Origin of the sequence: Streptomyces sp. NPDC051133, from assembly GCF_040682635.1 — a bacterium.
Lineage (GTDB): Bacteria > Actinomycetota > Actinomycetes > Streptomycetales > Streptomycetaceae > Streptomyces.
Window position 1 is genome coordinate 28,967 of record NZ_JBFBBK010000037.1, and the last position, 12,941, is coordinate 41,907.

15 protein-coding genes are annotated in these 12,941 nt (G+C 67.6%); 5 read left to right on the forward strand and 10 right to left on the reverse strand.

The window, feature by feature from the left end:
* Positions 1 to 389: 389 nt before the first annotated feature.
* Entirely contained in the window at positions 390 to 1,799 is a 1,410-nt protein-coding gene (locus tag AB0N17_RS31500; protein WP_366014974.1) for a DUF3987 domain-containing protein, read from the forward strand.
* A 336-nt stretch (positions 1,800 to 2,135) separates the two neighbouring features.
* Here the strand turns inward: AB0N17_RS31500 and AB0N17_RS31505 are convergent, their stop codons facing one another.
* The 4 genes from AB0N17_RS31505 to AB0N17_RS31520 all read right to left on the reverse strand — a co-directional run bounded on the left by AB0N17_RS31505 (position 2,136) and on the right by AB0N17_RS31520 (position 4,005).
* Positions 2,136 to 2,564: a hypothetical protein gene (locus AB0N17_RS31505; RefSeq protein ID WP_366014975.1), complete on the reverse strand. Its 429-nt coding sequence runs from the start codon at positions 2,562 to 2,564 to the stop codon at positions 2,136 to 2,138.
* Between the two features lie 77 nt (positions 2,565 to 2,641).
* A complete protein-coding gene (locus tag AB0N17_RS31510; RefSeq protein ID WP_366014976.1) occupies positions 2,642 to 3,079 on the reverse strand; it encodes a hypothetical protein in 438 nt (145 codons plus the stop codon).
* Positions 3,080 to 3,406: 327 nt separating this feature from the next.
* Positions 3,407 to 3,646 carry a hypothetical protein gene (locus AB0N17_RS31515; protein ID WP_366014977.1) on the reverse strand — a complete coding sequence of 80 codons (240 nt, stop codon included), beginning with the start codon at positions 3,644 to 3,646 and terminating at the stop codon, positions 3,407 to 3,409.
* Entirely contained in the window at positions 3,643 to 4,005 is a 363-nt protein-coding gene (locus tag AB0N17_RS31520) for a hypothetical protein (protein ID WP_366014978.1), read from the reverse strand. Before AB0N17_RS31520 ends, AB0N17_RS31515 begins: the two co-directional genes overlap by 4 nt.
* Before the next feature lie 182 nt (positions 4,006 to 4,187).
* Here AB0N17_RS31520 and AB0N17_RS31525 point away from each other — a divergent pair, with 182 nt between their 5' ends.
* The 4 genes from AB0N17_RS31525 to AB0N17_RS31540 are packed head-to-tail and all read left to right on the forward strand — an operon-like array spanning position 4,188 to position 6,150.
* A complete protein-coding gene (locus tag AB0N17_RS31525; RefSeq protein ID WP_366014979.1) occupies positions 4,188 to 4,595 on the forward strand; it encodes a hypothetical protein in 408 nt (135 codons plus the stop codon).
* Positions 4,567 to 5,091, forward strand: a complete 525-nt coding sequence (locus AB0N17_RS31530) for a DUF6879 family protein (protein WP_366014980.1) — start codon at positions 4,567 to 4,569, stop codon at positions 5,089 to 5,091. Before AB0N17_RS31525 ends, AB0N17_RS31530 begins: the two co-directional genes overlap by 29 nt.
* A 7-nt stretch (positions 5,092 to 5,098) precedes the next feature.
* A complete protein-coding gene (locus AB0N17_RS31535) occupies positions 5,099 to 5,953 on the forward strand; it encodes a helix-turn-helix transcriptional regulator (RefSeq protein WP_366014982.1) in 855 nt (284 codons plus the stop codon).
* An 11-nt stretch (positions 5,954 to 5,964) separates the two neighbouring features.
* Positions 5,965 to 6,150, forward strand: coding sequence for a DUF397 domain-containing protein (locus tag AB0N17_RS31540; protein WP_366014983.1), 186 nt, complete (start codon positions 5,965 to 5,967; stop codon positions 6,148 to 6,150).
* Between the two features lie 633 nt (positions 6,151 to 6,783).
* Here AB0N17_RS31540 and AB0N17_RS31545 read toward each other — a convergent pair.
* From AB0N17_RS31545 to AB0N17_RS31570, 6 genes are read right to left on the reverse strand one after another with little or no spacing between them, the layout of a single operon-like run.
* The gene (locus tag AB0N17_RS31545) at positions 6,784 to 7,539 is read right to left on the reverse strand and encodes a hypothetical protein (RefSeq protein WP_366014984.1); all 756 of its coding nucleotides are present in this window, start codon (positions 7,537 to 7,539) and stop codon (positions 6,784 to 6,786) included.
* A 34-nt stretch (positions 7,540 to 7,573) separates the two neighbouring features.
* The gene (locus AB0N17_RS31550) at positions 7,574 to 8,086 is read right to left on the reverse strand and encodes a hypothetical protein (RefSeq protein WP_366014985.1); all 513 of its coding nucleotides are present in this window, start codon (positions 8,084 to 8,086) and stop codon (positions 7,574 to 7,576) included.
* A complete protein-coding gene (locus tag AB0N17_RS31555) occupies positions 8,059 to 9,333 on the reverse strand; it encodes an MlaD family protein (RefSeq protein ID WP_366014986.1) in 1,275 nt (424 codons plus the stop codon). Before AB0N17_RS31555 ends, AB0N17_RS31550 begins: the two co-directional genes overlap by 28 nt.
* Positions 9,330 to 10,613: an MCE family protein gene (locus tag AB0N17_RS31560; RefSeq protein ID WP_366014987.1), complete on the reverse strand. Its 1,284-nt coding sequence runs from the start codon at positions 10,611 to 10,613 to the stop codon at positions 9,330 to 9,332. The genes AB0N17_RS31555 and AB0N17_RS31560 overlap by 4 nt, the downstream gene beginning before the upstream one ends.
* Entirely contained in the window at positions 10,610 to 11,719 is a 1,110-nt protein-coding gene (locus AB0N17_RS31565) for an MCE family protein (RefSeq protein ID WP_366014988.1), read from the reverse strand. Before AB0N17_RS31565 ends, AB0N17_RS31560 begins: the two co-directional genes overlap by 4 nt.
* The gene (locus tag AB0N17_RS31570; protein ID WP_366015013.1) at positions 11,716 to 12,696 is read right to left on the reverse strand and encodes an MCE family protein; all 981 of its coding nucleotides are present in this window, start codon (positions 12,694 to 12,696) and stop codon (positions 11,716 to 11,718) included. The genes AB0N17_RS31565 and AB0N17_RS31570 overlap by 4 nt, the downstream gene beginning before the upstream one ends.
* Positions 12,697 to 12,941 lie beyond the last annotated feature (245 nt).

A 12,941-nucleotide genomic window follows, 5' to 3' on the forward strand; every position in this document is an offset into this window, starting at 1 on the left:
CCCACTGTGACGGCCGCTGACTGCGGCCGTCACCCCCGGCCTACTGACCTGAGCGCCTGGAAGAGCGCCACGGGTTACGGGGCAGGGAGCAAGCCTTCCAAGGGCGACTGCACGCCCGGTTCCTGGGTCACCTGGACCACGCCCAAGGGCAAGCGCCGTACCGGCGTCGTGAGCAACGACCCGCTATCGGTGGCCGCTGTCCGCCGACATGTCCCGATGGACAAGGTCTCCCGCTGTACCGCTGTGATCGTTCCGGCGGACGGGGGAGACGCGCTCCCCCTGCTGCGGAAGTCAGCCAAGGAACCGAACTTTCAGACCAAGGACGGGGGCCGGTGGCGAGCCGTCGTCTCCCTCCGCAACCAAACCAACTCCCAGAAAGCGCAGGCAGCATGAGCACCCCCGTTCTCTACGGTCCGATCGGTCGCGCGGTTCGCAGGATCGCCCCGTTCCTGGAAGCGGACCCCGTGGGGGTGTACGTGGCCGCCCTGTCGTTTTGGTCGGCCGCCATCGGTGGCTCAGTCAAGGTGTCATCCCGTGGAAACGCTCGCCCTGTGCTGATCTGGTCCGCCCTGGTGGCCGGGACGGGCAGGGGTAAGGGAACTGCGCTGCGGGCCGCGCATCACGTCGTAGACAAGGCACTGGGCCGTTTCCTGGCCACCCACACAACCAGCGGGATCACTTCCGGGGCGAGTCTCGTGCAACACCTGTGGGACCAGCAGGAAGCCACTTCCGAGACTGAACACGGTCGGGACGTGAGGACGTTCGTTTGCGAGGAGGAGTGGACCGAGATTCTGAAGCGGGTCAAGCGCGACCCCTCGTTCACGACCAAGCTCCGCGCTGCTTGGGACGGCACAACTCTCCGCAACACCACCAAGGATGAGCCCCAGGAAGTCCGCGACCCGGCCATGGTCCTGCACGCTCACATCACGCCTTCCGACTGGACCAAGTACGTTGCGGCCAGTGATGCTCTGGGCGGCTCCTATAACCGCATCCTGCCGTTCCTGCTCGCTTCCGTGCCGATGCTTGATGACGACCGGGTGACCCTGCCGGAAGTGGATGGCCGAGACGTGGCTGACGCTTACGGGTGGGCGACGGCCCGGCCGCGTGTGATCACGCTCGGGGAGGACGCCCGGCCGTTGTGGCGGATCGTACGGCGGTACGCCCGGATCCTCGGTGAGGCACTGCCGGAAGAACAGGCCGCATTCATCGAACGGACGGCAGAACAGACGCTGAGGGTGGCTGCCTGCCTGGCAGCGTCCGAGTGCTCCGAACAGATCACGGAAGAGATGCTGTCGGCCGCCTTCACCCTGGTTCGCCGATCGGTGCAGGACGCCGTAAGCATCACCAAGGGGGCGACCTCCCCGAAGGTGAAGCGGCAACCGCTCAGTCTGGCGGACAAGGTCCGGGCCCGAATCGAGATGCACGGCGGTCGGGCCACGTCCTCTCAGGTTCTCCCGTTCGTCGGGGCAACGGCCGCTGAGGTCAAGGCGCTGCCCGGAATCGTCGTGACTGTGGAGCGGTCGGGGAAGACGGGCCGACCGGCCACCGTTTTCTCACTCCGCGGTGACTCTGTGCCGCAGCCGGCCAGCACGGACAGCAACAGGAACCGGGACACTTCCCGTCTCGCTGAGCCGCAGCCGGCCAGCGCGGAGCGTGAACAGAACCGCGCAACAGTTGTGCGTCTGGACGCTTATCGTCCGGAGCCTGCGCCGGAACCGAAGCGGTCGGTTCGGCCGTCGGTTTCCGTGACCGAGCAGCCCGAACCCCTCGAAGAGAACCCGTTCCGCGCACTGCTCTAGCAAACAAAGCCTTCCTGACTTCTGGCAGGCGTCACAATGCAGAAACCCCCCGCATCCGAACTGCGGGGGGTTTCTGGCCTCCGGGACACGGCGGCGTCCCATTGGCAGTCATGGAGCCTAATTCACTCCTTCAGAGGCTGATGCCCAGAGGGCGCCTCAGCGGGGTTTGTGCTGGGCACCTTGCGGGCGGGCCGGTGGAGGACCGCCCGGCGGATCAGGCCCCGATGTTGTCGTCGGAAGGTCTACCCTCATAGGTGAGTTCCCTTCATCTAATGGTGGTCGGGAGCCAGGCGCCTCGGCCGCTTGACCTTTGCGAGAGCGTGAGTGGTCGGGGCGTCATCCCGCGTACTGCGGGTAGTAGGTGAACTTCGGGGCGATCTGCTCGGCGGTGAGGTCCGGCACCGTGAGATTGCCGGTGACCAAAACGTCCTGGTTGCACCAGGAGTCGCCAAGCTCCACGAGCCAACCACCAGGCTCCATCTCCCAATCGGCGTCGGGGAGCTTCACGACGACGTCACTGCCGCAGATGAACGCACGGGACGCCTGCGAGACGATCCACTGGGCCTTCCTGGTCTCCGAGGCTCCGTCATTGTGGCAGCGCTCGGCCATCTGCCAGAGCTTCCGCCAATTGACGGCCGGAGTGAGCGGACCGATGTAGGCGACCTGTTGGTCATCCACAAGAGTGCTCGCGTAGCCGAAGACGGGCCCGAACATGGAAAAGACGGTTACCCGTCCCCGGCCCTTGGTTGCTTCGGCAGTTGCCATGAAAACTCCCTTTTTTACTTAGAGTCCTGGATTGTGCGGGGCCGGACTCTAGCGACTGCCACTGACAGCGGCCCGCGTCAGCAGCAAGGGCCGTCGCCGCAGCACGTCGGCTCGTTGCAGTCGGCCTTGGTGCCCCACAGGGACTCGTCCACCGCGTAGCCGTGGGCGCGGATCTTGGACACGACGTCGACCATCGTGGCCTTGTCCCGGTAGCGGCTCTTGGGGGCGTGGTGGATGAACCGGCCGTACCGCTCCGTGCAGAAGGCGGCGTACTCCTCCGTGTGGAGCATGAACGTGTGCCAGCCGGGATCGACGACCTGTGAGGGCGACATGCCGTGACCGGTCTTGCCCATGACGTCGATGAACGCCAGGGCCTCGTTCATGATGCGCTCGGCCATCGAGCGCTCGTGTCCGTACTCCTCGGCGCAGAAGTCCACCAGGCGGACGAACAGTTCGGGCGACACCAAGTCGCTGCCCTGAAGCAGGGAGACGGGCCTTTCGGGTGCCACAGTCATTCGGAAGTCCTCTCTTCCTCTGATCTGATGCGCACTTGCTGACCCACCCCAGGCCACGACCGTGACGTCCCAGGGCCGGGGGTGGGCCTTGAACCCCGCCCATCCGTCGGGGGAGGCAGATGGGCGGGAGCTTCTAGGCAGGCTGCCTGTCTAGGCGCCTGTTGTAGTTGCGGACGAAGTTCCGCATGTACGCGCAGCAGCCTTCACAGGCGTGTACGGGAGCCTTCATACCGTCGGACTCGACCGGGCCTATGAAGACGACCATCGCCCAGTGCCGACCGAGGACGCACCAGCCCCAACTCAACGGCCTGCTAGGTCGGCTCGCCATTACTCCGCCTTCTCCACCAGGGCGTAGTCCTCGTAGATCCGCTGGAAGCGCTGGTGCCCAGTCGTAGCGGTGTGCTCGGCCATCCAGTCAGCAGGGGGGTCGTCGCTTCCGAACACCATGGACTCGGCTCCGCACTCCTCCTCGTCCCCGGAGACACAGCGAGCCCGCCAAGTCTTCTCTCCGTCGGGGTCTCGGGTGATCTTGTAGTTCACGAAGCGGAGTACGGCTTTGACGCTCACTGGTCCTGGTCCTCGTTCTTCATCACGTAGACCTTCAGCAGTTCGAAGGTGACAGTCGCCGTGTCTCGCATATAGGCAAATGCGTCGTAGGCGGGGGTGGCCGGCGTCGGGCGGCTGGACAGGTCCAGGTGCCTGTACGCCCGACGGAACAGCGCCATCACCTCGTCGTCCTGGTCCGCGCCCAGGTCTACGCCCAACAGTTCTTCCAGGTGCCCGATGCACTCGGTCGTCCTGGCGTCGATGTCCGCTCGGGTCGACCGGGAGAGGTCCATGAGCTGAATCACGGTGATGGTGTCCCTGAACCAGTCAACTTCGAGGTGTTCTCTGGTCGTCTCAGGCTCTCGGATCACGCTGGCCACCACGATTCTCCCCTCGGTGCTGCCTCAGCAGGTTGGGTCCGAAGACGAACGTAGAGGGGCTGGCGTCCAAGTCCCAAGGAGATTGCTCCAGTTTGCAGCAAGCCGATTGACGGGCTCGAACGACCTCGCGACCATCGTCATGTCGCGCAATCCGGCGCAAGGAAGCGGACGGGAGAGCAACCATGCAGCTACGGTTCCTTGGGAAGAACTCCACCCCAGGAGACAGCCCCACCCTGTACGCCAGCGACCAGGACACCTACGTCATCCAAGGCTGGAAGGTGTATGCGAACGAACTCCTCATGCAGCTCGACGTGCCGGAAGGACAGACCGTCATCGAGGTGCCGACCGAGCTGTTCGAGCACCTGACCAAGGACGGACTCCCCACAGGCGAGATCAAGAAGTACAACGACCCGATCAAGATCGTCACTGAACAGGGGACCTGCGTCCTTCAAGGCCCGGAAATGCACGACGCTGAAGCCCTGAGCCAGATGCGCATGCCCGACTATGAGACCTGCATCGAGGTCCCCAAGTCCTCGATCACGGCCCTCCTGGAGGAAGACAGTGGACCTGATCAGCCCCGCTCAGCGTGACGAGCTGTTCAACCAGTTCGAGCGCGATGCCTTCCATCTGGAGCTGCGAGACGACTACGGGTCTCCCATCGAGGACACGCCGTACGCCCGATGGAAGCGTGGTGAACCCGACGACTACTCATGGCTCGATGACTGGACGACGTTGATGAAGCGCGTCACGGGTGAGGGCAAGACGGTCCGTCGCGTTCGCGTGGTCACAGAGCCCCACAGCCAGTACGTCACTTGGGAGCACTCGCTCACCCACCTCAACATCGAGATGGGCGAGGACATCCGATGGCTTCCGAGGCACCGGCTGCCGGAAGGGGTTGCCTTCCCCGTGGGAGGGAACGACTGGTGGCTGTACGACGACCGCCTTCTTGCCGTGGGGCACTTCGATCCTGAAGGCCGAGTTCTCGGATCAGAGATCGTGGAAGACCCTGACACCGTGGCCGAGTGCATCCGTCTGCGAGACCTGCTCTGGGCCGTCGCCATCCCTCACGCCGAGTACAAGCCCTGACCCATCAGTGAGCAACCAAGCACAAGAAGCACGAGAGGCGTTGGGTGCCCGGCTTCGCGGGTTCCGCAAGGATGCGGGCTTCGTGAGCGGCCGGGCATTCGCGCTGGCCACGGGATGGCAGGAGTCGAAGGTCTCCCGGATCGAGAACGGGAAGCAGAACGCCAGCGAGGACGACATCCGCGTCTGGTGCACGACGACTAACAGATCCGAGCAGATCGAAGACCTGATTGCCACGGTCCGACACATTGACGAACTGTGGCTTGAGTGGCGCCGGCAGTTGGCGACTGGGGCAGAAAAGAGACAGCAGGCCGCAATACCGGTCTACTCAAAAACTAAGGTATTTCGAATCTGGCATCCGACGCTCGTATGGGGGACGCTCCAAACCTCCGAGTACGCCGCAGAGACCTTCAAGCAGGTCGTCGACTATTACGAGATTCCCGACGATACCGAAGCCGCCACGGCTAAGCGGCTTGAACGTCAGCAGTACCTATACCGAGGCGATCGAATCTTTAACGTCTTGCTCGGCGAGCAGGCACTGTACAGCAACTTTGGAGGGAAAGAGGTGATGAAGGGGCAGCTCGACCGCCTCTTGTCGGTCATGGGGCTGGCCAGGCTGAGCCTGGGCATCGTCCCCAGGTCGGCACCCCTCTGCATCTGGCCCGGTAACTCATTCTCGATGTTCGATGACAAGCTCGTACTAGTTGAGACCTTCTCAGCAGAGTTTTCCGTAACTCAGCCCCGAGAAATCGAGCTGTACGCTAAAGCGTTCGCCCTCTTGAAGCAGTCGGCGGTATACGGAACCGCTGTACGAGACCTCATTTTCGCTGCAATCCATCACTACGACAGGATGCCGACCGATTAGGAGGCGGGACCTTGGCCACGAACCCGAATTGGCGCACGAGTTCCTACACGAAATCCGACAGCTGTGTCGAAGTCGCAGACAATGACGTCTCTCGTGTCATGGTGCGAGACACCAAGCACCGGGAATTTGGTCACCTGAGCCTCAATCCGGCTTCCTGGAGCCGGTTCATCGAGGCTACGAAGCAGGTCTCTCAGTAGCACTGCACCGTCACCTGTGGGATCCGGCCCCAGAGCAGTCCCTCTGAGCGAGGGCTTACAACCCTTCCACGGAGGATGTCGGTGTCAGGCTGCCCTGAGAGTCTGACCGGTTGGACACGTGACCAACGCATGACCAACAGCGGCCAGGAACGGGCAGAAACAGCAGGTGAGGATGACCAACCCTCATAGCCTCGAAGGGGGCTCAGGGGGTGCGTTTCCGCAGGTCAGCCAACAAATGGGCTGGTGCCCGAGTGGAGAGTTCAAGTCCCCCCTCGGACACCAGCTGGGACCTTCGCGAGACCGTCCCGAAGCGTCCACGAAAAACCGGTCGAGTCATATGACTCACCGGTTTTTCGTCGTTCCTGGAGTCGTCGAGCCCGGTCCGCCGCTGAGCCCTGGAGCCGGGAAGGTCAGGTGAGCGACCTTCGGTGACCTCTGTCGTTCACCACTGCCGCTTCCCCTGTCCGAGCTGCTGGGGGCCGGCACAAGAATTCTTCGGCGCGAGCTGCCGGAGGACCCGCGTCCGTGGCTCTTCGGCACCGCGCGCAACGCGACTGTGGCGTGACCACCGCTCGGCGAACGTGTTCGCCACACCATGTCCTCCACCGCATCACCGCGCATGCGTACGCCTGGTCAGAGGGCGTCGACGCCGCTCACCTTCCAGCCGTCGGACGTGCGCGTGAGCGTCAGTCGCACCCGGTTCAGGTCCAGGCGGGGCTGCGGGACCTGGGTGCTCCGGGTGATCTGGTCGACGAAGAGCAGGACGACGGCCTTGTCCGGTGTGGCCGACACGACGGACGCGGCAGGGGTGCCGCCGTCCGAGGGTGTGGCCACCGTCGCCGTCACCACGCCGTGGTACTTCGTCGCCGTCGGCGCGACCACCGTCTTCGTCGTCCTGCCGTACCGTTCACGGAAGTGCCCGGTCAGCAGGGCGCGGGCCCGGGTGAAATCCCGGTCCAGGTGCCGGTAGTCGTACGACAGCACGACCGGCGCCGCCTTCCGCGCGGCCGCGAGGGCCTCGCCCCGGGCCTGCTCCGCCTGGCACCCTTGCCGGTACTGCCACCCGAGGACGGCCGTCACCACCAGGGCAGCCACGAGGACGAGGCCCAGCACCGCGGTGCGTACGCGCCGTCCGGTCCTGCGCGAGGGCGTGCTCTCCTCCGGTGCATCCTCGAAGGGCTCGGGTGCGGGCTCCGGCGGGTCCTCCCAGCCGTCCGCCGGGGGCTCGACGAGCAGGGTGCGCCCGGGGGCGGCTTCCTCGTCCTGGCGGGCAGCGTGGTCGGGGCGCGCCGGCCGCCCGGCGCGCTTGGCCGCCGCGCGGGCGGCCGCGGTCATGGTGCGGCGGGCCGGGGAGCCGGTGCCGCGGGTGCGGGAGGTCGGGTTCGCCACGGTGTCTCTCCTCATTGACGGCCTCATGGTCGGGTCAGCCCACGAACGTGACGTCGGAGGTCAGCCAGTGGCCGGCCACGCGCACGAGGTCGAGCTGAAGCCGGTAGGTGCGCGCTTGGCCCTCGGGCGCCGCGGTGTTGGTCACCTTGCTGTCGGCCACGACCAGGACACGGGCTGAGCGCGCGTCGGACCGCACGATTCCCGCTTCCAGGACCTGCCCCTCGGACACCGACTTGTTCTGGGCGACGAGCTTCGTCAGCTGCGCGGTCTGCGCGGCGAACTGCTTCCTGAAGTCGCCGGTGGCGCCCCGCAGCACGGTGCGGCTGTCCCGGTCGTAGTGCCGGTAGTCGAGCGACGTGAAGTTCAGCGCCGACTGGCGAGCCGCCGCCAGAACGTCCTGGCGGCGCTGCTCCGCCGCGCGCTGGTCGTCCAGCTTCAGGCCCAGCCAGACACACAGCACGGTCGTCAGCGCGGTCGCGGCGACGAGCCCCGCCGACACCAGCCTCACCCGGCCCCCGGTCACGCCATCGGTCCCACGAGCAGCCATTGCCACGACTCCTTTCCGAACACGGTCTGTTCGCCGCCCGTCGAGCCGATCTCGACGGGCGTGCCGTCCGGGCCGGTCACGGTGCCGGTCTCCGGGTCGTACGGGGCCACGAACGCGGCCCGGTCGGCGCCGTACCGGCCGGTGGCCGGGCCGGGCGCGTTCTGGGCACCGCGCACCGAGGTCTTGCTGCCGCGCGGTGCGGTGCAGCGTGCGCCGGTGTTCGCCGGGCGCGCGCCGGTGTCGGCGGGGTCGCGCCGCTGGGTGCCGTAGCCCTGGGTGCACGCGGGCGGGTCGTCGGCGTTCACGGTCAGCCCGAAGTGGAGGGTGCCGTCGCCGGGGACGACCGTGTAGCTGCCCGCGACCGTGAGCGGCAGTGTGACGAGGGCCTGTTCGACGCCGGGCAGCCGGGCCACGGTGACCTGGCCGCCGCTGATGAGGTTGGCGAGCAGGACCGGTACGTGCGGCCGGGTGGCCTTCAGCAGGGAGTCCAACTGCTGGGTAGCCGGCGTGGTGTTGCCGATCAGCCTGCGCAGATCGCCGTCGCTCGACTTCAGCTGCTCGGTGAGCGTGGCCAGGTCGCGGGAGAACGACTTGATGGCCGAGCCCTGGTCGGCCTGCGTCTTGAGCACCTTGCGCGCGTCCTCGATCAGCGAGACGGTCCGGGGGAGCGACGCGGACGCCGATTCCACCAGCGCGTTGCCGGAGTCCACCAGCCGGCTCAGGTTCGGTCCGGTGCCGGCGAAGGCCTTGCCCAACTCGTCCACGGTGACCCGCAGATCGTCCTTGCCGACCGAGTTGACCAGCCGGTCGAGGCTGAGGACCAGGTCGGTGACCGGCAGCGGGGTCCGGGTGCGGCTGCGCGGGATCGGGCTGCCGTCCACGAGGTACGGCCCGCCCGACCGCCGCGGCTGGAGGTCGACGTACTGCTCGCCCACGGCCGAACGGTCGGCGACCACCGCGAGTGTGTCGGCCGGGATCCTGGGGGCGCCGTCCTCGATCTTCAGTGCCACCGAGACCCCGGACCCGGTCAGCCGCAGACCTCCCACGCGGCCCACCGGCACGCCCCGGTAGGTGACCTCGGCGCCGGGGAAGACGCCCCCGGACTCGGCGAAGTCGGCGCGCACGGGGTACCCGCGGTGCAGGACGTCGTCCACCAGGCCCGTGTACCGGGCGCCGACGTACGACACGCCGAGGGCGGTGACGGTCGCGAAGGCGAGCAGCTGGGCCCTGACCGTACGTGTGATCACGGCAGTATCCCCTTCAGCATCAGCTCGGCGAGGCCGGGATCGACCCCCGGCGGGAGGCGACGCGAGCCGCCCCCGGTGCCGTAGGCAGCGGTGCACACCGGCGGGCACAGCAGGGTGCTCCCGTCGGAGGGCGTCGAGGGCACGGCGGGCGTCGAGGGCACGGGGGGCACGGAGGGGGTGCCCGGCAGGGACGGGACGGACGGCAGAGGGGTGGGAGTGGGGAGGCCGGGAAGGTGCGGGGCCTTGGGGGCGGGGGACTTCCCGCCCTTGCCGGGCTTGCCGGTGACGTTGCCGTACAGGTCCGCCAGGTCGAGGTCGGCGGTGATCTTCAGGTTGACGTAGTCGCCCTTGACAGCGTCCGTCGCGTTGCGCGGGAACGGGTAAGTGGTCAGGATCTCCAGGGAGTCGGGCAGGTCGTCGCCCGCCTTGTCCAGCTCCTGCAGAATGGGCCGGAGCTGCTTCAGGTCGGCGACGGTGTCGTCGTGGGAGGCGTTCACCACCTTGGTGCCGGTCTTGCCGAGCGCCGACAGGGCGGTGAGCATCTTCGTCAGGTCCTTGCGCTGGTCGGCGAGGGCCTTCAGGGCGGGCGGCAGGGTGTCGACGGCGAGGGCGATCGTCTTCTTCTCCTTCCTCAGCCGCTTCGCGAGCCGGTCGACGCCCTTGAGCGCGCGCACGATGTCCGCCCGCTGGCCGTCGAGGCCGCCGAGGAACGTATCGAGCTGCTTCAGCAGGGACCTGACCCGGTCCTCGCGGCCGCCGAGGGCCTTGTTCAGCTCGACGGTGATCGTCTTCAGCTGGGCCACCCCGCCGCCGTTGAGGAGCGCGGACAGGGCCGACAGCACCTCCTCGACCTCCGGGTTGCGGCCGCTGCGGGACAGCGGGATGCGGTCGCCGTCGCGGAGCCGTCCGACGGGGCGCGTGCCGGCCGGCGCGGACAGGGCGACGTACTTCTCGCCGAGCATGCTGGTCTGCCTCAGGTCGGCGACCGCGTTGCCGGGCAGCTTCACCGAGTCGGCGATGCGCAGCCGTACCCGCGCGTGCCAGCCGTCCAGTTCCACCTTCTCGACCGTGCCCACGGTGACGTCGTCGACCTTGACTGCCGACTGCGGCACCAGGTCCAGGACGTCCCTGAACTCGACGGTGACGTGGTAGGCGTGGCCGTCCGAGGCGGCGCCGCCGGGGAGCGGGATGTCGTACCAGCCGTTGAACTCGCAGCCGGTCAGCAGCAGCGAGCCGATCGTCGTCCAGGCGGCCACGCGCCCCTTGTGCTTCAGGCTCATGCCGATGCCCCCAGGATCCCGCCGAGGGTCTTGTCGACCGTGCCCGCCGACGCGGGGGCCGGCGGCACCTCGGGCAGGGAGTCGAAGAGCTTCTTCAGCCGGGTGCAGTCGTCGTGGTCGTCGCCGGTCGTCTTCAGGATCGAGCAGAGAACGGATGCCGGATCCTGCTTGGTCTGCGCATTGTTGCGGGTGTCGAGGGTGCCGGCGGCGGGGTTGTAGGCGTTCTGCAGGTTCGACAGGCCCGTGGGGGCGACGGTCAACAGTTCCTCCAGTGCGGCCCGTTGGGAGACGAGGACCTTGGTGACCTTGGCCAGGCCCTGCACGTCCGAGGTCAGTGCCTTCTTGTTGCCCTTCACGAAGCCGGCGACGTCGCCGAGCGCGGCGGCCAGGTACTTCAGCGCGGCGGCGAGATCCTTGCGCTCCCCGGCGAGTTGCCCGGCCACGTCGGCGAGGTCGGTGTCGAACGACCGCACGCCGGTGTCGTCCGCCGCCAGCGCGGCCGTGAACACCTGGAGGTTGCGTACGGTGCCGAACAGGTCGCCGCGCCCGTCGGACAGCGTGGTGACCGCCTGGGACAGGTCGTCCACCGTCCGGTTGAGGTTCTGGCCCTGCCCCCGGAGGTTGTCCGCGCTCACCCCGAGCAGCCGGGACAGCGAGCCCTGCTTGTCGGCGCCGTTCGGGCCGAGTGCCTCGGCGGTGGTGTGCAGGCTGTCGAAGATCCGGTCCAGCTCGACGGGGACGGCCGTACGGGACTCGGGGATGACGTCCCCGTCCCGCATGACCGCGCCCCTGCGGTACACCGGCAGCAGCTGCACGTAGCGGTCGCTGACGACGGAGGAGTTGACGATGGCGGCCTGTGCGCCGGCGGGGACCTTGCGGTCCCGGTCGTACTCCAGCTCCACCCGTACCCGGTCGCCCTGCGGCGTGATCTTCCTGACCTCGCCGATGCGGACGCCGAGGACGCGGACGTCGGAGCCGGGGTAGATGCCGACGGTGCGCGGGAAGTACGCCGTGACACGGACGGGGCCGGGGCCCGGCCAGAGGACGACGGCGAGGCCGGCGACGATCGCGAGCGCGGTGAACAGGGCCAGGAGCCTGCGGGTCATCGGGTGCCTCCCGCCCGTGGCGTGACCGGGGCGGCGACCAGGTTCTGGACGTAGGAGTCGAACCAGCGGCCGTTGCCGAGGGTGTTGGTGAAGAGCCGTACGTAGGGGGCGAGGAGGTGGACGCTGCGGTCGAGGCTCGCCTGGTTGCGTCCGAGCATCTTCAGGAAGGTGTTGAGGTTCTTCAGCGCGGGTCCGATCTCCTTGCTGTTGTCGTCCACCAGGCCGGACAGCTCGATGCCCAGCAGCGCGGAGCTCTTGAGCAGCGTGTGGATCGCCGCGCGTCGCTTGTCGATCTCCTTGAACAGGGTGTCTCCGTCCTGCACCAGCGCGGAGAAGTCCTTGGTGTGGCCGGCCAGCACCTTGGTGACTGCGTTCGTGTGGTCGAGGAGCCCGCGCAGCGCCTTGTCGCGGGAGGCGACGGTCCGGGAGATCCGCGACAGTCCCCTGATCGACGCCCTTACCTCCGCGGGAGAGTCCTGGAAGGTGACGGAGAGCGTGTCCAGTGCCTTCGCGAGCCGGTCCGTGTCGACCTCCTCGGTGGTGGTCGTCAGGTCGCTGAAGGCCTGGACGACGTCGTACGCCGACACGGTCCGGCCGAGCGGGATCTCGCTGCCCGGCTTCAACCGGCCGGGCCCCTTCGGGTACAGGGCCAGGTACTTCGCGCCGAGGATCGTCTTGACGCGGATCGCCGCGCCCGTGGCGGTGCCGAGCCCGGGATCGCCCTTCACCTTGAAGGTGACCTCGACGTGGTCGCCGTCCAGGTCGACGCCCTCGACCTTGCCGACCTTGACCCCGGCGATCCGTACCTCGTCGCCCGGCTTGAGCCCGCCGGCCTCGGAGAAGGCCGCGCGGTAGGTGTCGCCGCCGCCGATCAGCGGCAGGCTGCCGGCGTTGAAGGCGGCGAACGTGAGCAGCGCGAGGACGGTGAGGCCGACGGCGCCGACGACGACCGGGTTGCGCTCGCGGAAGGGCTTCAGGCGTGGGCGCCGGAGCCGGATCCTGGGCAGCTTCGGTGGCAGGACGCGCACCTTGAACAGCGGCTGGGGTCGGGGCTTGCGCTTCGGCAGCAGCCGGAGCCGGATCCTGGGCGGCTTCGGTGCCAGGACGCGCACCTGGAACAGTGGCTCGGGTCGGCGCCTGCGCCTGGGCAGCAGCCGGGGCGGTCTCGGCAGCTTCGGAGGCAGCACCCGTACCTTCACCAGCGGCTCGGGACGGCGCTGCC